Consider the following 22,034-nt stretch of genomic DNA (forward strand, 5'->3'; position numbering starts at 1 on the left):
ATACTTCTTCTTCACTTTTTCATCCAGAATCCGCTCGTCCAGGTGTTTTTGCTGCTCCGCAGCATCCAAATTGTTGTAGAAACTGAAGCTTTCATTTACAAATGTCTTCCTCGCTGTGTGAAAGCTTGCTGTTATTCGAATTTCTGTTGTTCTGTACTGTGCATCTACCTGTCAGCGAGTATATGTTCGTACTTCCATACAATGAAAAAAAGAACAACCCATAAAGTGCAGTTGTTCTTATCTGAAGCACCCTATCGCCTTCAGCGCTGCTGTTATCAATGACGATTAGATGGTCGATCAGATGCAGATTGTTTTTCTAAAGTTGGAGTCTGCCATCAGTTAATGGGTTGCAGCGCTTTGATTTCTTCTACAGACAACCCCGTTGCTTCCGCAATGGTTTGCAGATCTACGCCCCTATTCAAGAGCTTGGCAGCAATTTCAGTACTTGTCTCTGTTCTTGCCTCCGCTCTTGCCTCCGCCCTTGCTTCCGCTTTCGCACCTTCAATACGCGACTTCTCATCGCTAAGCGCCTTCATCCGGGCATCATAAGCCATGCGCGCTGCCGCATCCTGACTTAAAAACTCCAGCGTGTCCATCGCTTTTTTCAGCATCGGCTCTTTCATCGTCAACACCTCCCAATTTGATTTGTCTACCCCCTTCAAAAATAGCAGCCAGTTTACCAAACCGCCTTCCTCCAACTCCGCCGCAAATTCATTCAGCTTCGTCAGCTCAATCACATGAATCTCAATATCGTCCAAGAGCGGAATGCCGGTGTGATCCTCACGCAAATGAAAAACACTGTGGTAGCGGTTGTTGGGCAGACAGGAGTAGTTCAAGATATTGATGGTCACGCACTTCTTTAATGTATTGTAATTGCTGCCCTTCGGAATTTGATGGTAGTACATCTCAGACCAGTAAAACAGCGTTCGCTTTTCCATATGGTACGGGTTAAAGAGTTGCATCTCGATATTCAGCAACTCCCCCTTGTCAGTCTTGGCCTTGATGTCCATAATGGATTGCTTGTCATCAGGACTATCCGCTTCTGTATATGGGTTGAGCAAGACAATCTCCGTCAAGGGTGACTCGCCTGCGTCCCGAAAAGTGCTGTTCAAAAACGCTAGCAGTACATCCTTATTATGCTCACTGCCAAAAATACGCTTAAAGATGACATCGACACGCGGATCAAGCAATTCCAACATGAGCATCTCACTCCATTCCTTCACTACTTTCATTATAGCATTTCCTTACACTTTGATGAATAGCAGGAATCCCCTCGTTGTATTCCTATTACTTACTCCTCATGTATTGAGCACTTAATATTGACGTAAGATTAGGAATGGCTAATGACCAGCCACCATCCCTCTTATAGGGAAATAAGGCTATCCTGCACGCTGGTAAGCACATGCGGGATAACCTTAAGTTAGCGAATAGAAATCCATTAGCGGTTCAGGGCAGCTTGATTGAAGTGCTGGAATTAGATAAGTCGATGTTTAACCGCAATCATCAGGAAGTGATCGATGCATTAAGCGAACAAATTCAAAATACGTTTGTGATGATTGAAAATCTGATGACGAATACGATCAAATTTTCCGAGCGAGGCGGGACAGTTCTGGTTAGTGCTATACGATGCGTTTGCCAAGCGTCTAGTACATTGGCAGCTCGAGCATAATGGGGTTCGTCAAGCCATTCAGATTTCTAAAAAGCTGGTACGGCGCAACGAATTGGATGAAGAAGCGAATATGCTGCTTATGCACGGGTTTGCTGCCTTGAAGGACAGGCTGGCTCTTCAATTGCATTACAAGCAGTATGAAGCGCTGCTCAACCAAGAACTCAATATTCAGCCTTCGGCAGAGCTAGCAGAGTGGTACGGTCGATTGTAGCTTGGACCGACAGATTCGACACAGTCGTCCGGGCAGAATGTATAAAGAGAGCGCCCGGCAACAGGTGCTCTCTTTATACTAGACCCTTAAAGAGCCACGGAACCCTCTAGCACCATAATAGGATTCTGCTCCATTGTGGTACACGAAGACGGTGTCATAGCGACGATCGCAAAAGATGGCCCCGCCGAGCTTTCTAATATTATCGGGTGTTTCCACCCAGCTAGACGTTTTCAAATCGAAGCTTCCAAGCTTCTGCAGCCCCCGGTATTGTTCTTCTGTCAGAAGATCAATGCCCATGGCAGCCGCCATTTCTACCGCATTATTTTGCGGTTTATGTTCTTTCCGTGACTCCAGCGCTTCACGGTCGTAACAAACACTTCTGCGACCTTTAGGACTTTCCGCTGAACAATCGCAAAAAATGTATTCGTCCGTCTTATTGTCATGACCAACAACATCCGGTTCACCGCCAGTCCCTTCCATTTCATGAAGCGACCATAGTTTTTCTGCTTGAGCTTCAAGCTTTGCTTGTACGTTAGCCCATTCAATACCTTGATGACGGGTCATGTTTTTCTCAAAACGGGCTTTCAATGTTTTAAGCAGCCCCTCACGTTGTTCCGATGGTAACTCCTTTATATGGCTATTTGGACTAGTTGCCATGTCTATTTCTCCCTTCAAATATGCTGCTCCTTAGTGACAAATACCACGCACTCCACATGACTTAAGTCATAGCTTCATTCTCATTAAAAGTCTCAGCACTTTTACGAATGTCAGCAAGGATAGCCCCATGAGTTCCGTTTCCTTCACGCTATGCTGACTGCACACATGTTTTCCATGCTTATAATAGTTGCCGTATACATAGCCTTTGCGATAACGGATGTACCATAGAGCCTTGCCACAATCTGCACAGTAGAGATAGTTAGTAAACTAAACATGTGCTTCTTAGCCTTTGGCTTCGCTTGTTGTCGCTTTTTTATTTAGAAGCAGGCAATATGGACTCCTTTTTTTCCCATTCGGAAGAACCGACTTTATCCCAATAATCACCAGTCTCTTTATCGAAAATGATAAAGTAATCACTTGCTATTGTAATGAATTCGTATCTATTTTGTACGTCTTGTCCAGAAGCTTGCTTGCTCGGTGTCTCGACATCAACTTTTTTCGTTTCTAAAGATTGTGATATAAACCATGAACTCAAAAGAAGACATATACCTAAAAATATTACTGATAAAAATTGAAGATTTTTACTCACTATACGACCTCCTACATGTAGTATTACGAATTCAAGAACAAAAAAATACTTTTCTAATTGTGGTATTTGTCTCGCTTACGGCAAACAAACACGACGTAACTAGCATATTTTTCTTATTCGATATTGTGATCTCGTATTCCTTGCTGTCTAAATAACGGAACCATGACAAATAATGTTGCAAATATTGGGTTGCCACACCATTAAAACGGTCCATCCATCTTTTTAGGCGGCAATGGTAGCTGTTTACGTTCTGACGGAATAGTATTTGCTCAATGAAGGAACGGCTGATATCAGTCGCTCTTTTATTATCCCCCCCAGTGCCTGATGAACGAACTAGTCATTACAACTTCTTTAATGTATTGTAATTGCTGCCCTTCGGAATTTGATGGTAGTACATCTCAGACCAGTAAAACAGCGTTCGCTTTTCCATATGGTACGGGTTAAAGAGCTGCATCTCGATATTCAGCAACTCCCCCTTGGCAGTCTTGGCCTTGATGTCCATAATGGATTGCTTGTCATCAGGACTATCCGCTTCTGTATATGGGTTGAGCAAGACAATCTCCGACAAGGGTGACTCGCCTGCGTCCCGAAAAGTGCTGTTCAAAAACGCCAGCTCGATAAGATTAGAATGGCTAATACCAGCCGACATCCCTCTTTATGAAAAAATAAGGTTATCCTTCACGCCGATAAGCACACGCGGGATAACCTTAAGTTAGCGAATATCAGATTAGATCAGTCAATCATATCAAGCTGACGCAGCGTACGAATCAATACGACCGCCGCCTGCGCGCGTGTTGTTGCACCCTGGGGACTAAATGCATCCTCGTCTATGCCTGTCATGATCTGAAGCTTCACCATCAAGCGAACATCCTCCAGATAAGACGCGTTCACGCTCTCGATATCCTTGTATCCGTCCAGACTCGCATATTCCTCGATAATCGGCTCTTCATGAATGACAATCGCCGCAGCCAGTATACTCGCCATTTCTTCGCGGGTGAGCGGCTGATCGGGCTTGAAGCTGCTGCCGCTCGCGAAACGTAACAATCCTAGCTCCTTTGCGGCTGACACAGCTTCAAAATACCATGCATCCGGAGCTACATCATTATAAAATCCGCTTCCGTAAGTGGCGGATCCCCGTGTCAAAGTCCGCACGAGCATCGCTGTAAACTCTGCTCGCGTTATGACTCGATCGGGGTCAAACTGCCCTCCGCCGGTTCCTTCAACTAATCTTTTGGCTGCAGCAAGCTCTACCGTGGATTCGCTCCAATGCCTCTCCACATCGGCAAAGCTCACCGCATTTGCCGCAGCAATATACACACTGTTTGTATAAGAACGGATGGCAGCATACGATACGCCGTCTTGCTTCAGCATCTTCGCGGGGACAAACTCAAGCTTCTTCGTCGCCTCATGATATCGGAACGCCCCCCATAGCTTTGGCAATCCGGCGGTGTTGTTCGGAAGCGGAATCCATCTCGTCAGCGGCTTTTCGAACTTGTCTGCCGTCCCGATCGCAAGGCCAGTCTTCGTATGGACGATATCGATGCGGAAATCCACAATCGGCCCCAGCACTTGGCCGTTCGGCAATGCGTTCGCGATCCCGGCTTGCACGTTCTTGTCGCCGGATTTATCGGCCAACGTAATTCTAAAGCTGATATCCCCCGCTTGAAGCTTGTTCTTCGCAAGCAATTCCGGCAGCTCAGGAATAAGCAATGCCAGATTGGCCGGTACTTGATAGCTGCCATATGGCGTCTTGATTACTACGTAAAAGTCGGCATTTCTTACGGCAAAATCCGTTAAAATAGCCGCCGGAATACCGACAACAACCACACCGTCTGTCGGCACAGCTTCAGCTTCAAGTGTGACAAACGGCTTCCCGGTATCGATGCCGGAAGGGTCCAGCTCCCGGCCGTTCAAATCGATAACAGGCTTGCCCGTGACAGGCTCGTTCACGACCGGCGCTGATCCGCCGCCTCCAGTATAGGGCGGCGCTGAAACAGGTGCCTCCCGGGATATGACGACCTTGTACGTCCTTGACGAGCCATCCTGTGCCGTCACAAGGATGGAAACTGCATTGTTACCCACGTTAAGCGGCTGCGATGCGGATGCAGCGCCGCTTGTCACCGGCACGCCATTCACGGTCACTGCCGCGTTGCCATCCGCGACCGCCGGCGTTACTGTAATGCCGCTTACGCTATTTCCTACGTTCGCCGTGTAACTGGTTGTTCCCGACCCGAATGACGGGCTCAGCGTACCGTTCGACAGCGTTAATCCGCTCAAATTCACATTGCTGCTAGCCGCTCGCGTTACCGTTACCGTGTACGTCTTCGCCGTGCCGTCCTCTGTTCTGACGAGGATCGAAATCTCATTGTCCCCCACGTTCAGCGGAAGTGAAAAGGCTGCTGTGCCGCTCGACATTACAAAGGGTCCGTTGATGGGCGTACCAGCGCCATTGTAGACGCTCGCCGTCGTTGCAGCCCTGCCGGCATCAGACATTCCCATCGTTACCGTGACGCTATTGGCGCTATTGCCCACACTTGCCGTATAGCTAGTTGTGTCCGGTTCAAACGCTGGGCTCAGTGTTCCGCCCGACAGCGTTAATCCGCTCAAATCTGCACTGCTGCTTGCCGCTCGTGTTACCATTACTGTGTACATCCTTGTCGAGCCGTCCTGCGCCTTCACAAGGATCGAAATCTCATTGTTCCCCACATTCAGCGGCAGCGATGGAGAAGCTGCACCGCTCGTCAATGCGTGCGGGCCGCTCACTCGCGTTCCGCTGCCATCATATACGCTTGCCGTGACGGAGGCGCTTGCGGCATCCGACAATGCCGTCGTTACCGTGACACTGCTCACACGATGCCCCACGTTCGCCGTGTAAGTACCCGCAAACGCCGGAACCAGCGTTCCGCTCGACAGCGTCAAATTGCTCAAATCCGCATTGCTGCTCGCTCCTCGTGTCACAGCAACCGTATATGTCCTGGTCGTTCCATCCTCTGCCGTGACCACGATTGTAATTGTATTATTCCCCACGCCGAGCGGCAGAGATGGAGATGCCGTCCCGCTCGTTACAATATTGGGTCCGCTTACTAACGATCCGCTGCTGCTGTAGAGACTGACCGTGACCGTGGCATGGTCCGTATCTGACACCATCGGCGTCACCGTGACACTGCTCACCTGATAATCTACGCTCGTCTTGAACGTATCCGGTATGAACGATGGAATTAATGTGCCGCTCGACAGCGTCAAATCGCTCAAATCCGCATTGCTGCTCGCCGCTCGTGTTACCGTGACGGTGTACGTCTTCAACGTCCCATCCTCTGCCGTGACCTGCACCTCAATCGTATTACTCCCCACGTTGAGCGGCAGCGCTGCGGAGGCAGCGCCGCTTGCCGTCGGCACGCCATTCACAGTCACTTCCGCGCTGCCGTCCGCGACCGTCGGCGTTACAGCAATGCCGCTCACAGCATTTCCAACGCTCGCCGTATAACTGGTTATTCCCGATCCGAACGACGGACTTAGCGTGCCATTCGACAGCGTCAGCCCGCTCAAGTCCGCATTCGCGCTTATCGTTCTCGTTACATTTATCGTGTATGTCTTCGTCGTTGTTTCATCCTGCGCCGTCACAACGATCGTAATCTCGCTGCTTCCCACGTTTAGCGGAATCGGATGAGATGCCGCACCATTCGTCACTGCCGTCCCGTTCACCTTCACGTTAGCCAAAGGATCAGCCATAGTCGGAGTTACCGTAATCGCACTCTGACTTGCGTCCACTGAGTAGCTCGTCGTATTCGAAGCGAACGCCGGGCTTAGCGTGCCGCTCGACAGTGATAGCTGACTCAAATTCGCATTACTGCTCCGCAATCGTTCTATCGTTATCGTGTATGTCTTCGTCGTTACACCATCCTCAGCCAAGACCGCCAACGTAATCGTATTATCCCCTACATCCAGGTTGATGTCTCCTGACTGGGCTCCGCTTGCGACACTCTCGCCGTTCACCTTCACCGTCATGAAGGAATCCGCCGTCGTCGGCGTAACGCGAATACTGCTCACGCCATTAACGACACTCGCTGTATAGTCGGTCGTGCCGGATGCAAACACCGGGCTTAGCGTACCGCTAGACAGCGTGATATTGCTTAAGCTCGCATCGCTCGAAGGGATATATGGCAATTGCTTGCGTATCGCATAGTTGTATTTATCAGCGATGTACAGGTTGCCGCTGCTATCCACCACTAATCCGCTCGGAGAGTCTATTTCTGCAAGCATACCCGGCCCGCCGTCTCCCGAATAATTAGCAGCACCCGTCCCCACTAATGTCGTAATATTGCCATTCGGGTTCACTTTCCTTATCCGGTTGTTGTCCGTATCGGCGATATACAGGTTTCCGCTGCCGTCAACCGTTACGCCTTCCGGCTCATTCAATTGTGCGCTAACGGCCGGTCCTCCATCTCCGGAATAACCATCGACTCCCGACGACCCAGCCACTGTGCTCATTATCCCGCTCGTATCTACTTTCCTTATCCTGTTGTTGTATGTATCGGCGATATATAGATTTCCGTGACTATCCGCCGCCACTGCGTCCGGGTAATATAATCTTGCCGTAATTGCCGACCCGCCGTCTCCCGAAAAACCGCTATCATCAGATCCCGCTACCGTAGTGATTATGCCGTCAGCATCTACCTTCCGAATCCTATGATTGGATGTATCGGCGATATACAGATTTCCTTCGCTGTCTACGGCTACCCCGCCAGGACTGCTTAGCTGAGCCGCAACGGCAAGACCTCCATCGCCCGAATAATCATTCCCTCCCGTTCCCGCAATCGTGGAAATAATGCCGCTCGTGTCTACCTTCCGTATTCTGTTGTTATACTTATCGGCGATATACAAATTGCCTTCAACGTCCACAGCCACTCCTGACGGACTGCGCAGTTGTGCGCTAGTAGCGAGATCTCCGTCTCCTGAATAATCATAGCCTCCCGACCCAGCCACTGTAATAATCGACCCATTCGTTAATACTTTTCTTATCTTGTTGTTACCTGTATCGGCGATATACAGATTCCCGCTGCCGTCTACCGCTACAGCTGATGCACCTGATAATTCAGCATCGACGGCCGCTCCTCCATCGCCCGAATCACCATACTCTCCTCCCGCAACGGTATAGATCTCTCCTCCGGTCCCTGCATACGCACGTTCGCTGCCATATGGCATTAATCCTGATAATAGCCCGAAAACGAGTATACAAACTACCAATAGCGCCGTCCTGCGACGAAAATTGAACTCCATCGTTGTTCTTTCCCCTCCATCTCTGATGTAACGATTCAAATGAATGCCATGTTTCCAACTGAAGTGCTGTTAACGCCTGTTTCAGGTTCACTTCCATGTGAAGAGAATTATATCAACTGTTCATTCTGCCGACTCTTAATGTAATCTTAAAGGATTCAATACTAGCGTCGTTCAAATGACAAATTGCAGAGCAGACATGTTATGATCGAGTTAATCTAAAATATTTTGGCGGTGACAACAATCATATGGAACGAATACTCATAGTTGACGATGACCCGCAAATTCGTGAAGTGATTCGCACTCATATCGAGCAATCCGGCATGCATGCGCTCGAAGCCGAGTCCGGGCGACAAGCGATTGAGCAGTTGGAATCCGAACAGGTGGATATCATCATACTTGACCTCATGATGGATGATCGCGACGGATTCGAGGTGCTGCGCTACTTGCATACTCGCAGATTGGACATCATGACTATCGTGGTCAGCGCAAGAAGACAGGAACAAGATAAGATCACCACGCTTGGACTCGGGGCAGACGATTATATGACGAAGCCCTTTAGTCCAATGGAGCTAATGGCCCGCATTCAAGCCGTTCTGCGCAGACGGTATCCTAAATCCAGTCATTCCTCTTTAGTCCTTCGTCTGAGCCCTATGATTCTGGATATCGATAACTATACGCTGCTCATCTATAACGAGAAGATTTCCTTAACGATGATAGAGAACGGGCTGATGCAGCTCTTCATGCAGAATCCTGACCGCGTCATGACAAAGATCGAAATCTATCAACAGGTCTGGCAGCATGAACGGTACGATGATAATAACCTGAGCGTATATATAAGCAGGCTGCGCAAACAATTGGAACAGGCTCAATCCTCTTGGGAAATTCAAACGGTACGCGGCGTTGGTTACCGATTAACGGGGGCTGGAATATGAAATTGCGCACCAAGCTATGGCTGTCCCTTGTGCTTAGCGTTGCATTGAGTATGGTGCTGTTCGGCTTTACGACTGTCTGGATCGGGAAGGCGGCGAATAAAGGGTACGCGTTATTCGAGTTAAATCCACTCGCCCAATCCATTGTTGATTCTATTGAGGAACAGCCTGAATTCGGGAGAGACGCACTGGAACAAACCTTGGATCGCGCGCACGCAGAGCACCCTGCCATTCGATGGGTGTGGCTGGACGATCAAGGCCAATCCATTTATGATACGGCAGGGCTTAATCCGACATTTACATTCCATGACTTGGCGATGCTGATGCAGAATATGCCCGAGAAATACTTATCGGAAGACGAGGTTCATGTTCTCACGCCCTCGACCAAGAACGGACAATCACATTTCCTGCTTCTTAGCATACCCGCCTCCGCGATGAAGCAAGGCGAGGTTTATTTTCTCATTCGTACGTTGAAATCGTTGCTCTCCTTGGTTATTCCGCTTCTTCTGTCGTTCTCATTGCCTTCACTGGTAGCCTTATGGTTGTTCTCATCCTTGAATAAAAGAATTCGCAGACTTAACCATGCCCTGAATGAGCTGAATATCCAGAGCGATTCTCCCCTTGTAGAGCTGACCGATACATCCAAAGACGAGCTTGGCCAGCTGACGAAGCATTATAATTCCATGGCGCGGCGGATTCGATCTCAATTCGCGGAAATTCAGCAGTTCGAGAGCAAGCGCAAGCTTCTGCTATCCAATCTGTCGCATGATCTGCGAACGCCTCTGACGACGATGCTCGGCTGTGCCGAAATGATTCGCACCGGCAATTATAAGGATCAAATTGAACTCCAGACCAGAGCCAAAATCATTCTTCAACGCTGCAGATATATGGATAAATTGCTGGATCAAATGCTGGATATCTCGCGCCAGGATGCGGATAATCTGACCATTCACTTGGCGGATCATAATCTATCCGAGATCGTTCGCAAAATCGCGGTCGAATATATCATGATACTCGACGGCGATCAGATTCTGCTCGATGTCGATGCCCCGGATGAGGATATTCATATCTCTATCGATGCTCCTCTTATGGAAAGGGCACTGCGCAATCTGCTCGATAATGCAATTCGGTACGGGAAAGATGGACGGTACCTCGGCATCTGGCTGACAGCGGATGATCAATCCGTGAATATAATCGTGAAGGATAAAGGAAGAGGTATTCCTCCGGAGCATCAAGCGCATATTTTCGAACGCTTTTACCGGGTAGATGGCGGAAGAAAGGGAGAAGGATTGGGGATTGGCCTCGCTATTGTCAAGGACATCGCCCTTGCCCATCAGGGCAATGTGGAGATGAGCAGTACACCGAACGTGGAAACGGTGTTTCGGATCAAACTGCCTCGTTAAAAAAGACGCTTCCATCTCCACAAATACTGTTACATCAGGCTGCCTTCATTTTAGTGAAGGCGAGGCATCAAGCGCAATCTTAAAGTTTTCTTTATGTTTCATAGATGGACTAATCTACCATGATAAAATTGAAGGAGGAAAATCGATATCATACTTCAGGGGGACAAACGATGAGGAAAAAAATTGTCGGATTATTGATGGCAGTGCTGCTGTGCTTTCATTTTTCCATCAGCTTTGTAGCAGCCGCTACGAAGACTTCAGCCGACTTTACGGACTTGAAGGATCTGGATGCAGCAACGAAAGCCAAGTTCGACGCGATGATCTCCGCTGGTGTATTCAACGGTGTGAGCGATAGCAAATTCGGTATCAAGGAAGAGATGAACAGAGCTCAATTCGCTAAGGTTGCAGCATTGATTTTCGGTTTGAAGGTGGATACGGACTTAAAAATGTCTTCATTCAAAGACGTCAAAGCCGATGATCTTGCGAATGGATATGCGTTGCCGTACATTGAGGCGGTGAAAGCAGCAGGGATTACGGATGGCTACGGCAATGGGATTTACAATCCTGCCGGTAAGGTGACGAAGGAGCAGCTCGCGACGTTCCTTGTTCGTGGACTCGACATGAACGAGGAAGCCAAGGCAACGCCAGGCGTGAATGATTCTACTGTATCTAACTGGGCGGAGGGATATGTCGCCTTGGCGTTGAAACTAAAATTGTTGGACAACGGAGCGGACGGAAAGTTCGGCGGTCAAGCCAACGCCACGCGTGCTCTGCTTCTTACGGGCGCATACGAAGCCAAGGGGCAATACGTAGCACAGGTAGAACAGAAGAAGAAAGAGGACGAAGAGAAGAAAAAAGAGGAAGAACAGAAGAAGAAGGAAGAAGAGAAGAAGAAGGAAGAAGAAAAGCCGACAACCGATACAACAAGCACGCCGAACGTTACGACCCCTGTACAGATTCTCGCAACACCGACAGCCAATCCTGCAAGCGGAGCTGTCGTGTCAGGTACGCAAGTATCGCTTAGCGCAACGGGTGGCGCAACAATCTACTATACGACAGATGGCAGCACGCCGACGAGGACGAATGGCCTCGTATATAGCGTTCCGATCGTAGTGAATAGCGCAATGACGGTCAAGGCTCTTGCGGTACAAAATGGCATGAGAGACAGTGACATCATGTCAGTGTCGTACACGATTAGCGTGCAGAAATCGGCACTAGATTGGATCAATGAAGTATCGGCTTCGGGTGAATGGGACAATGTTGATGCAATGACTTTTGCCAATGCAGGAATTACGGGCGTCACCACATCCAATGTATCAGCTGTTAAAGCCGCGCTGGACGCGGACGGAACGGCCCCGTGGACAGTTTCGGAAATTCAAGCCATCGTCAATGCAGTTATCGACGATATTACGAAGCAAGCGGCACTAGATTTGATCCATGCTGCATCGGCTTCGGGTGAATGGGACAATGTTGATGCAATGACTTTTGCCAATGCGGGAATTACGGGCGTAACCACATCCAATGTATCAGCTGTTAAAGCCGCGCTGGACGCGGACGGAACGGCCCCGTGGACAGTTTCGGAAATTCAAGCCATCGTCAATGCAGTTATCGACGATATTACGAAGCAAGCGGCACTAGATTTGATCCATGCTGCATCGGCTTCGGGTGAATGGACCAATGTTGATGCAATGACTTTTGCCACTGCTGGTATTACGGATGTCACATCAGATAACCTATCCGCCGTCCAATACTATTTGGAAACCAGTGCAACGCCACTTCCAAGAACATTAGCTCAAATTCAAGCGATTGTTGTTGAGACTATTCAAGGAATGATGGTAGATGCAATCTATGCTTATTTGAATCCTTACGGTGGAGGATCTGCCCCTGACGAAGAAGTATTCAATCTTGCTGGAATAACCGGAGTGACAGCTTCGAACTTAAGTGATATCTTAGATGCCCTTGTATTTGCCTATCAGGATTCCAGAAGCAATCCTTTTGGAACACCTATGTCTACTAAACAAGATATTCAGGACGTTGTTGACCTTTACTTATTATAAGGATTAAGGAAGGTCATAATCGTAACACTGCTAAGGGTTCGCACATTCAATCTTGAGTTCAGGGCAGCTCTCGAACGAAAATATGATTTAAACTAGCACAATAGCGGTGTAAGGGAGGTTATCCCTTCACCGCTATTGTTTAATGCATTCGAGCTTTAGGTTTTAGTGGGGTGACAGTGCCACCAACCTTAACGCTATGTTCGCGCTTGCAACGCACTTCTGGCAACCAGCATATATCCGGCCCCTCGAATCGTAATGATTCTCTCAGGATTGGCAGGGTCAGCCTCGATTTTTTTGCGTAAATTACTGATGTGTACAGCGACCGTTCTCGTATCCTCCAGACTCTCCATTCCCCAGATGAGCTGAAACAACGCATCACTACTAACGACACGATTCACGTTTTGTGCCATATAGGACAGTAGACTGAACTCTTTTTTCGATAAAAAGATGGTTTCACTACCCATGTTGACAGACTGTGCGTAGAAATCCAGCGTCAAACCCGGTAACTCCAGCAGTTGTTCCCTTCTGCCCGCCGACACCCTGCGAAGATGAGCCTTAATCTTGGCCATGAGTACTCCCGGACTGAACGGCTTCGTCACATAATCGTCGCCGCCATAGGATAATGCTTTGATTTTTACCTCGTCTTCCTCACGGCTGCTCAGAAACACGATCGGCGCATTCGTGTAGCTGCGTGCGTTCATGCACCAATCAATGCCGTTTTCATTAGCCAGCATTACATCCAGTACAATCAAATCTGGCTCGAAAGACGCAAGCAGCTTCATGGCTTCTGTTCCGCTATGACTGTAGGAGAATATGAAACCCTCCCTCTCGCAATACACCTGAACAATCTCGCATATATGGGGATCATCATCGACGATCATTATTTTGTGCGTGTCCACCACACCGTCACCTTCCTTCATCTACAATACAAGGAAGCGATACATAGAATATCGACCCCGTCTTGCCGTCGCTCTCCGCTCGAACCGTCCCTCCATGCGCTTGTACGATTTCCCTGCAAATCGCCAGCCCGAGCCCGCTGCCCTCTACGCCCTTCTCCACGCCCGGTCGATCATACTTGTAATTGCGATTGAAAATTTGCTCAAGCTGATCTGGAGGAATACCCGTGCCAGAATCTTGTACGCTAATGATCGCATAGCGGGTATCATTCACCTTGTCCACAGCTAGCGCAATACGCAACAGCCCCTCCCTAGAGGTGAACTTCATCGCGTTCGACACTAGATTAAACAAAGCCTGCTCTAATCTTTGCGCATCCATCTCGACAACAGGCAAGCCAGGTCGTTGATCTTCCGCATCTCCGATATCCAGCATGAAATCCAATCCTGCGTCACGCACGACCAGCTCATATTGTTCAAAAAAACCACGCAAGAAGGGAATCACATAAACCGGCTCCATTCGGTACGAGACTTGTCCCGTCTCCAAAAGCGACAAGAAGGACAACTCCTCGATCATGCGATTAATCCTTATCGTGTTATCTCGGATATACTTCAGGTACTGTTCATTACGTTCCGGCTTGACCCGGTCCTGCACAGCTTCTACATAACCAAGCATGCTGGACAGCGGCATACGCAGATCATGTGTAATATAGGCAAGGAGCTTCTTCCTCCCTTGCTCGGAGTGAAGCAACCGGTCATACGAAGTGCGGAGATCATCGTGAGCTGCGGATAAGGCCTGTGTGCGTTCCTGCACGGTCCTCTCCAAATTCATATTCATTTCGGTCAGCTTGTTGTTAGCGTCCTGCAGCTCGCGTGCAATCCTTTCCTCGTTCGATGCCGCCCTCGTAAATCTTGAAGAGAGCAGAATCATCTGTGCGATCGTAAATACCAACAGACCAAGCGGAGATGTATCTCCAATCAGCGACCATTCGTTGTAATATAAAAAATCGTTGATAACCGTAACTAAAGTAACCACCGACACCAACAGGAAGATCAGCGCTCCCTCTTTACGCCGCACAGCCGCTTGGACCAGCCCAACCATCAGATACACCATGTGCAGAACAACGATCACGCCGATCATCAGTAACATTTTTGAATATATTAGTGCAGGGGTTACCACAACAGCTAGACATAGTGCGCCGGTTGCGATCCGGGTGCCAAGACGAAACCATCGCGACACATAATTCGGGAAGATGCAATCAAAATACATTGTGACGATATAACCACTGATGCAAAGAATCAGATACTCGATCTTGAACTGCAATTCCCACGGAAAATGAGGAAACAATTGTGTAATCATGAGCTCGCCGACCAGCAATGATCGGATTCCGAACAACACGGTGAACAGTCCAAAATACAACGGCGCCCTGCCCTTGCGTCGCTGCACGAACAACAGCAGATTATACACGCCAATCACCAGCAGGCTTGCAGTTATGAACATCTCTGAGGCAACTCTCACATTGGTCCTGACTGTTAACACGTCACTGCCACCCAGCTCTATATACTTGGTGATGCCGCCTCGCTTATGATGGAAGTTCGCTACCTGCATAACCAGCTCTACTGTGTTGTTCTCAGGCTGGAAGAACACCAGCTTCGTTGACAGATGCGGTGTCGCGCCACTCTTCTCCTGACCAACCACACCGACTTCGGCCAGCAGTTCTCCATTAACCCATAATTTATACGCATGATAAATGGTAGGCAGCCGCAGAGCAAGTCGCTCATTCCTATCCTGCTCGCTAAGCTCAATGACCAGCCGAAAGGTTGCAAAGCCTGTACCGTTCAGCTGCTGACCATCTAACCGATAGCCTAGCCAGGAGCTCGGGATGCTGATCCAGCGGTCATTATTTCCGTCCCTTGCAGAACGAATCTGTATGTCCTCAGGCGACAGCAGCTCTTGCCAGTAAAACGCCCACTCCCCTTTTAACTTTAGCGGATTCTCACTGACATGAACCTGTGTTAAATCCAGAATGCCTTCTTCACTTTGGATCTTAGGGGAGTCCGGTGCATAGATGACGGCATAGCTTGCAACCAAACCAACAACAACGGCAGCAGCTATATGAAGCAAGATCGTACGAGAACCGAATCGGAAAATACCCCTCATTATGAACCCAACCCCAATCTACAAGAGCGCAATGAGCACGTTGATTATCCAAATAATATCATCATTAAAGGAAAATGTACCCTGCAAATATCTGCTAGGCGTTGAACACAAACATCACAATAAGGTCTTTTTTTGAACGTAAGAAAAACCATCCACCCCCGGACGGTTCATTAACGTGTAAACCCAAGTTTTAAACATGAAGAAGGGAACGGGTTACGAAGCAGACTCACCGATCACAGCGGTAGATTCAGACGCCGTTCTCTTACCCCACAATGTGGCGTCTTGCTTCGAGGGAGTGCATCTTGCTTGGCATATACCTGTCAGCGAGTATATGTTCGTACTTCCATACAATGAAAGAAAGAACAACTCATAAAATGCAGCTGTTCTTCTCATTTGAAATATCTTTTTTCAACCTGTTCGACCCAATCAGGAATCCAATCCACACGATGTGAAGCAAATTGTTTTTCTAAAGCTGGAGTCTGCCATCAGTTTATGGGTTGCAGCGCCTTGATTTCTTCTATAGACAGCCCGGTTGCTTCCGCAATGGTTTGCAGATCTACGCCCCTGTTCAAGAGCTTGGCGGCAATTTCAGTGCTTGTCTCCACTTTGGCCCCTTCAATACGCGACTTCTCATCGCTCAGCGCCTTCATCCGGGCATCATAAGCCATTCGCGCTGCCGCATCCTGACTTAAAAACTCCAACGTGTCCATCGCTTTTTTCAGCATCGGCTCTTTCATGGTTAACACCTCCCAATTTGATTTATTTACTCCCTTCAAAAATAGCAGCCAGTTTACCAAACCGCCTTCCTCCAACTCTGCCGCATATTCATTCAGCTTCGTCAGCTCAATCACATGAATCTCAATATCGTCCAAGAGCGGAATGCCGGTGTGATCCTCACGCAAATGAAAAACACTGTGATAGCGATTGTTGGGCAGACAGGAGTAGTTCAGGATATTGATGGTCACGCACTTCTTTAATATATTGTAATTGCTGCCCTTTGGAATCTGATGGTAGTACATCTCAGACCAGTAAAACAGCGTTCGTTTTTCCATATGGTACGGGTTAAAGAGCTGCATCTCGATATTCAGCAACTCTCCCTTAGAGGTCTTGGCCTTGATGTCCATAATGGATTGCTTGTCATCAGGACTATCCGCTTCTGTATATGGGTTGAGCAAGACAATCTCCGTCAAGGGTGACTCGCCTGCGTCCCGAAAAGTGCTGTTCAAAAACGCTAGCAGTACATCCTTATTATGCTCACTGCCAAAAATACGCTTAAAGATGACATCGACACGCGGATCAAGCAATTCCAACATGAGCATCTCACTCCATTCCTTCACTACTTTCATTATAGCATTTCCTTACACTTTGATGAATAGCAGGAATCCCCTCGTTGTATTCCTATTACTTACTCCTCATGTATTGAGCACTTAATATTGACGTAAGATTAGGAATGGCTAATGACCAACCGGCACCCCTCTTATCGTGAAATAAGGTTATCCTGCACGCCGATAAGCACATGCGGGATAACCTTAAGTTAGCGAATAGAAATCCATTAGCGGTTCAGGCCCGCTTGATTGAAGTGCTGCTCAAGCAAGAACTCAATATTTAGCCTTCGGCAGAGCTAGCCGAATGGTACGGTCAATTGTAGCTTGGATCGACAGATTCGACACAGTCGTCCGGGCAGAAAGTATAAAGAGAGCGCCCGGCAACGGGTGCTCTCTTTATACTAGACCCTTAGGGAGCCACGGAAACCTCTGGCACCATAATAGGATTCTGCTCCATTGTGGTAAACGAAGACAGTGTCATAGCGACGATCGCAAAAGATGGCCCCGCCGAGCTTTCTAATATTATCGGGTGTTTCCACCCAGCTAGACGTTTCAAATCGAAGCTTCCAAGCTTCTGCAGCTCCCAGTATTGATCTTCTGTCAGAAGATCAATACCCATGGCAGCTGCCATTTCTACCGCATTATTTTGCGGCTTATGTTCTTTCCGTGACTCCAGCGCTTCACGGTCGTAACATACACTTCTGCGACCTTTAGGGCTTTCCGCTGAACAATCGCAAAAAATGTATTCGTCCGTCTTATTGTCATGACCAACAACATCCGGTTCACCGCCAGTCCCCTCCATTTCATGAAGCGACCACATGCCTTGTATCCTTATACTGTCATTGGATTGAACTCATTAGCTCGTGGAAGTATTTAGGTTCATGAGTTTTATTAAGACGATACCAAGCGTCTAATGTTTTGGGAGAAAATACATCTAGCGCTTTTAAAACATGAACAGAAAATTCTAATGGAGCTACTCCGGATGCAGTGATCAATTCCCCATCGGTAACAGCAGATTCCACTTTGTAATATTCTTCGCCCGTGTAAGAATGGCAGATCATTTTAAGGTAGGCCAAATCATTGCTTGTGTGCCAACGTGAATCTAACAATCCTGCTTGAGCAAGTCCTAAGGTAGCACCGCAAATTGCTCCAACGACTATCCCTTCCTTTAAACACATCTCGGCCATTTTTAATATGGGTACGTGAACAGCTTCTGTCCATGTATTTCCACCAGGCAAAATCAGTGCATCTACGCTTTTAATGCTGCACTCATCCACTTTGATGTCAGGCATTATTTTCAATCCGCCCATTGTAGTTACTGGAGTCTTTTCTATCCCAACGGTGACTATTTTGGCAGGAGCCAGCCCCTGTCTGAAGTATCTTCCAGAGTTCAGTTCGGCGGCTAAATAACCTATTTCCCAATCGGACATGGTATCAAACACATAAAGATATACGGTATTATTCATTTCTAAGTGCTCCTCATCAGGTTTATTAGGTAACAGCAACCATTCATCTGTAATGAGTGGTTATCCTTATAATAAAACAACCTCACTGACAAATGCTGTCAGTGAAGCTGTTAAACTTGATAATATTCCATTAACTCTGAAGCAACCGCCACAAGTTTATTCTTTAGATTCTGTGGCTCTATAACTCGAATGGATTTCCCATAAGGAAGAATGATTAACGGAACATGTGTATACAGTGCTTCTTCCTCAAGTAAAAAAATGGCTTGCGTCGATGTCCGCTCCTGCAAATGATGCTCCAAAAACCAATGTATGCATAGATCATCCAACGCCTCTGCCTTGCCACTAATAATTAAAGAAATGTATCCGGATTTACCTGCTGCATCTGGTAACAGATTATTCATAAAAAAAGTACGCGCTGAAAATTCATTGGGACGCCTAAATGAGAATGGCTTGCGTGTGATGCTCAGAATTCGTTCTACCCGAAAGCTGCGGATCTCATTCCGCAGGTGGCAGAATGCAATGGTGTACCACTTATTGTTCCAATTAACCACGCCATAGGGGTCTATTACCCTATTGGGGGACTGCTCTTCATGACTGTTACGATAAGAAATTTCTACAGACCATTCATTTGCTACAGCGTGCTCCAATTCCTGCAATACCGGCTGTACAGCGGGGTATCCCCTGCGGTTTATTACTTCAAATCCGGCTAAATGATGGCTTAGTAACCTTTCCTGCTCCTGATTCGAATACATTTTCAACTTGGATGTTGCATTCTCTAGTGCCTCACTCAAAGGATACCCGGCTTCTTTTGCAAATAGGGCAGCATGAAGCAGTGTCTTTTTTTCATCCATACTAAATAACAGAGGAGATTTGATAAAATTGTGCAGCAAGCTATACCCGCCATTGTGCCCGGTGTCGGATATGATAGGGACGCCACTGGCACATAATGCATCCATATACCGATAAACTGTTCTTATATTTATCTCCAATTTTTCCGATATTTGCTTCGCAGTCAATTTCTCTTCCGAATTCAACATCCATAGAATGGTTAGCATATTATCATTTTTTGGCATAACATAACCCTCACCTTTGATTAACACTATAATTAAATTCTAACAAACACTTTAAGTGTTTGCTAATCAACTGTATTCCTTTATTCTAAGCCTATGCTAGCGTTTCAACCGAATAAAAGGAGCGTCCACTTTATCATTTAATAATTCTTGATATGCACTAACTTTTCTAAACGTATTTCCCATCATATCTCTATTTCGATAGTTTCTTAATTCCTCTAAATCAAATTTGGCTAGATAGAGACCTTCTGTCACATTATCCGCTAACATAATTGTATTCTTTACCGATTTCCCATTCATATCCCAAACGATTGGACTAAATGCACATGAACATCCAGCATCTTCACCAGGTGGGTTTGCCATTACAATACCAACCATATTCTCATATGCTCTTGTCGAAAGAACTTGCAATCGAGGTTCCATGCACCCGCAATCATTAGGAACCAATATTATTTCAGCACCTTTTAACATCAATAATCTTGCACTTTCCGGGTACTCCCTGTCGTAACAAATCATGATACCGATCTTCACACCATCAAAATCGCATACTTTAAATTCGGTTCCGCTCTCTAATATACGTTCAGCAGCGAAATCACAAGTATGGACTTTACTATACTTTAATAATATCTCTCCGTTCCGATCAATGACAAACGCCGAATTTTGTGGGCGTTTTATTCCTTTTGTAAAGCTTGTTATAACAATTCCAATCGATAATTCTCTTGCAATATCTTGAAAAGATTTTAGCCAAGGACTGTTATCGTCAATTGCAGCATCATACCACGCTCTAAAATCCGGATGATTCTCTATCTCGTGTGACGGCAAATTTGTTTCTACAATATCAGGAAAGGCATAACCGGTTATCCAGCATTCGGGAAACAAAACCATATCTGCTCCACGATCTTTCGCTTCTTTAACATACGCCAATCCAATTCTTGTGTTTAACTCTGGATCAGGAATACTACAATTACATTGAACAGTTGCTGTACGAACTCTACGGAGCGTTGATTGTAAGAGGCAAATATACTTGATATTCTAAATTTACAGGAGGTGGACAATATGGATTGCATCAAGGTGGGACGGCTGATTCAGAGTCTTCGTAAAGAGAAAAGAATGACTCAAAAAGAATTAGCCCATCTTATGAATATTAGTGATAAGACGATTTCCAAGTGGGAGCGCGGTTTAGGATGCCCGGACGTGTCCTTGCTTGGCGAGCTATCCAACATATTAGGAGTAAATATCGAGAAGATTCTATCCGGAGATCTAAATCCGAATGAGCAGGACGGAGGAAATATGAAGAACGTGAAATTTTACGCGTGTCAAAGCTGTGGCAATGTTATGACCAGTACAGGGGTAACGAGCATTTCATGCTGCGGCAGGGTACTGGAGCCGCTGCTGCCCCAATCGGAGAACGATGAGCACGAAATAACCGTTGACGAAATTGAAGAGGATTACTTTGTTACCATTACGCATGAGATGAGCAGAGACCATTACATCTCTTTTGTAGCCTACGTTTCGTATGACAGGGTGATGCTCATCAAATTGTACCCGGAACAACTCGCAGAAGTACGCTTCCCAATCATGTACGGCGGAACGTTGTATGCGTATTGCAACCAACATGGACTATGGAAATATGAGAAAAAGAAATCAGATTCAAGGAGGGTCATCTGAGATGACAAAGGCGCTACTAATTATTGACATGCAGGTTATGCCATTTATATGGAAGGACTATGGCGGGAAACCTCTTTACCAGGAAGAGAAACTGCTAGAAAATACTAAGCAATTAATCGATAAAGCTCGAAAGGCAAATTCACCCGTATTCTACGTCATGTTTACTGAGCCGCAGGGTTCCCTAAGATCGGAGAATCAGCCGCTATGGCAAGTACATGAACAGATCGCTCCCCTTGCACATGATCCTATCATTATTAAATATTACGCGGATTCGTTTCTAGATACCGAGCTCAATCACCAGCTGCGTGATCAAGGTATTGACACTCTAGTCATATGCGGCGTACAAACCGAATATTGCGTGGACACAACGGTGAAAAGTGCTTATTCGCACGGCTACAAGGTAGAATTGGCAGAGAATTGCCACAGCACTTATGATTCAGATCATTTAACCGCAGAACAAATCATCAACCATCATAATAGCATTCTAACCCAATTTGCTACAATGGTTCGCACGAGCGAAGTCCAGTTTTAGAATGCAACTTCTCCTCTTATATAGAACGACTATTAGCAGAGCAAGCACTTGTTGTTACGGAAAACGGTAGTTTATCGGGTAGAAGAAAAAGAGGGACAGCCCCTCTTTTTTATTATATTCTCCAATA

General features: G+C 47.0%; 17 protein-coding genes and 2 pseudogenes. 6 read left to right on the top strand and 13 right to left on the bottom strand.

Going from position 1 to position 22,034, the window contains the following annotated elements; all coding sequences use genetic code 11:
- Positions 1-335 precede the first annotated feature (335 nt).
- Complete coding sequence (locus K0T92_RS08685) at positions 336-1,199, bottom strand: Rpn family recombination-promoting nuclease/putative transposase (RefSeq protein WP_219872171.1); 864 nt, start codon at positions 1,197-1,199, stop codon at positions 336-338.
- A 417-nt stretch (positions 1,200-1,616) separates the two neighbouring features.
- Here K0T92_RS08685 and K0T92_RS08690 point away from each other — a divergent pair, with 417 nt between their 5' ends.
- The gene (locus tag K0T92_RS08690) at positions 1,617-1,880 is read left to right on the top strand and encodes a BTAD domain-containing putative transcriptional regulator (protein ID WP_219872057.1); all 264 of its coding nucleotides are present in this window, start codon (positions 1,617-1,619) and stop codon (positions 1,878-1,880) included.
- A gap of 78 nt (positions 1,881-1,958) precedes the next feature.
- Here the strand turns inward: K0T92_RS08690 and K0T92_RS08695 are convergent, their stop codons facing one another.
- The 5 genes and pseudogenes from K0T92_RS08695 to K0T92_RS08720 form a co-directional block, all read right to left on the bottom strand.
- Positions 1,959-2,537 carry a DUF4256 domain-containing protein gene (locus K0T92_RS08695; protein WP_219872058.1) on the bottom strand — a complete coding sequence of 193 codons (579 nt, stop codon included), beginning with the start codon at positions 2,535-2,537 and terminating at the stop codon, positions 1,959-1,961.
- A gap of 66 nt (positions 2,538-2,603) precedes the next feature.
- A pseudogene (locus tag K0T92_RS25615) lies at positions 2,604-2,792 on the bottom strand (recombinase zinc ribbon domain-containing protein); the annotation flags it as partial.
- Positions 2,793-2,850: 58 nt separating this feature from the next.
- A complete protein-coding gene (locus tag K0T92_RS08705) occupies positions 2,851-3,126 on the bottom strand; it encodes a hypothetical protein (RefSeq protein ID WP_343223669.1) in 276 nt (91 codons plus the stop codon).
- A gap of 340 nt (positions 3,127-3,466) precedes the next feature.
- Positions 3,467-3,775, bottom strand: a complete 309-nt coding sequence (locus K0T92_RS08715; protein WP_219872059.1) for an Rpn family recombination-promoting nuclease/putative transposase — start codon at positions 3,773-3,775, stop codon at positions 3,467-3,469.
- A gap of 83 nt (positions 3,776-3,858) precedes the next feature.
- Entirely contained in the window at positions 3,859-8,403 is a 4,545-nt protein-coding gene (locus K0T92_RS08720; protein WP_219872060.1) for a cadherin-like beta sandwich domain-containing protein, read from the bottom strand.
- A 245-nt stretch (positions 8,404-8,648) separates the two neighbouring features.
- On the opposite strand from K0T92_RS08720, the gene K0T92_RS08725 reads away from it, so the two are divergent.
- From K0T92_RS08725 to K0T92_RS08735, 3 genes are all read left to right on the top strand, one after another.
- Positions 8,649-9,335 (top strand): response regulator transcription factor, encoded by a 687-nt coding sequence (locus K0T92_RS08725; RefSeq protein WP_219872061.1) that lies wholly within the window; start codon positions 8,649-8,651, stop codon positions 9,333-9,335.
- Positions 9,332-10,735: a sensor histidine kinase gene (locus K0T92_RS08730; RefSeq protein WP_219872062.1), complete on the top strand. Its 1,404-nt coding sequence runs from the start codon at positions 9,332-9,334 to the stop codon at positions 10,733-10,735. The genes K0T92_RS08725 and K0T92_RS08730 overlap by 4 nt, the downstream gene beginning before the upstream one ends.
- A gap of 170 nt (positions 10,736-10,905) precedes the next feature.
- Positions 10,906-12,792, top strand: a complete 1,887-nt coding sequence (locus tag K0T92_RS08735) for a chitobiase/beta-hexosaminidase C-terminal domain-containing protein (RefSeq protein ID WP_246627999.1) — start codon at positions 10,906-10,908, stop codon at positions 12,790-12,792.
- Positions 12,793-12,986: 194 nt separating this feature from the next.
- Here K0T92_RS08735 and K0T92_RS08740 read toward each other — a convergent pair whose 3' ends face one another.
- From K0T92_RS08740 to K0T92_RS08770, 7 genes and pseudogenes are all read right to left on the bottom strand, one after another.
- Complete coding sequence (locus tag K0T92_RS08740; RefSeq protein ID WP_343223670.1) at positions 12,987-13,694, bottom strand: response regulator transcription factor; 708 nt, start codon at positions 13,692-13,694, stop codon at positions 12,987-12,989.
- Positions 13,695-13,698: 4 nt separating this feature from the next.
- On the bottom strand, positions 13,699-15,846 hold the full coding sequence (locus K0T92_RS08745) for a sensor histidine kinase (RefSeq protein WP_219872064.1): 2,148 nt from the start codon (positions 15,844-15,846) through the stop codon (positions 13,699-13,701).
- Positions 15,847-16,331: 485 nt separating this feature from the next.
- A complete protein-coding gene (locus K0T92_RS08750; RefSeq protein WP_219872175.1) occupies positions 16,332-17,159 on the bottom strand; it encodes an Rpn family recombination-promoting nuclease/putative transposase in 828 nt (275 codons plus the stop codon).
- Between the two features lie 413 nt (positions 17,160-17,572).
- Positions 17,573-17,991: pseudogene (locus tag K0T92_RS08755) on the bottom strand (DUF4256 domain-containing protein).
- A gap of 19 nt (positions 17,992-18,010) precedes the next feature.
- A complete protein-coding gene (locus K0T92_RS08760) occupies positions 18,011-18,637 on the bottom strand; it encodes a type 1 glutamine amidotransferase family protein (RefSeq protein ID WP_219872065.1) in 627 nt (208 codons plus the stop codon).
- Positions 18,638-18,747: 110 nt separating this feature from the next.
- Positions 18,748-19,710: a helix-turn-helix transcriptional regulator gene (locus tag K0T92_RS08765; RefSeq protein WP_219872066.1), complete on the bottom strand. Its 963-nt coding sequence runs from the start codon at positions 19,708-19,710 to the stop codon at positions 18,748-18,750.
- 96 nt (positions 19,711-19,806) lie between these two features.
- On the bottom strand, positions 19,807-20,736 hold the full coding sequence (locus tag K0T92_RS08770; RefSeq protein ID WP_343223677.1) for a carbon-nitrogen hydrolase family protein: 930 nt from the start codon (positions 20,734-20,736) through the stop codon (positions 19,807-19,809).
- Between the two features lie 27 nt (positions 20,737-20,763).
- Here K0T92_RS08770 and K0T92_RS08775 point away from each other — a divergent pair, with 27 nt between their 5' ends.
- Positions 20,764-21,375, top strand: a complete 612-nt coding sequence (locus tag K0T92_RS08775) for a helix-turn-helix domain-containing protein (RefSeq protein WP_219872067.1) — start codon at positions 20,764-20,766, stop codon at positions 21,373-21,375.
- Between the two features lies 1 nt (position 21,376).
- Positions 21,377-21,907, top strand: coding sequence for a cysteine hydrolase family protein (locus tag K0T92_RS08780; RefSeq protein WP_219872068.1), 531 nt, complete (start codon positions 21,377-21,379; stop codon positions 21,905-21,907).
- Positions 21,908-22,034: the final 127 nt, after the last annotated feature.

Source organism: Paenibacillus oenotherae (assembly GCF_019443105.1).
Lineage (GTDB): Bacteria > Bacillota > Bacilli > Paenibacillales > Paenibacillaceae > Paenibacillus_Z > Paenibacillus_Z oenotherae.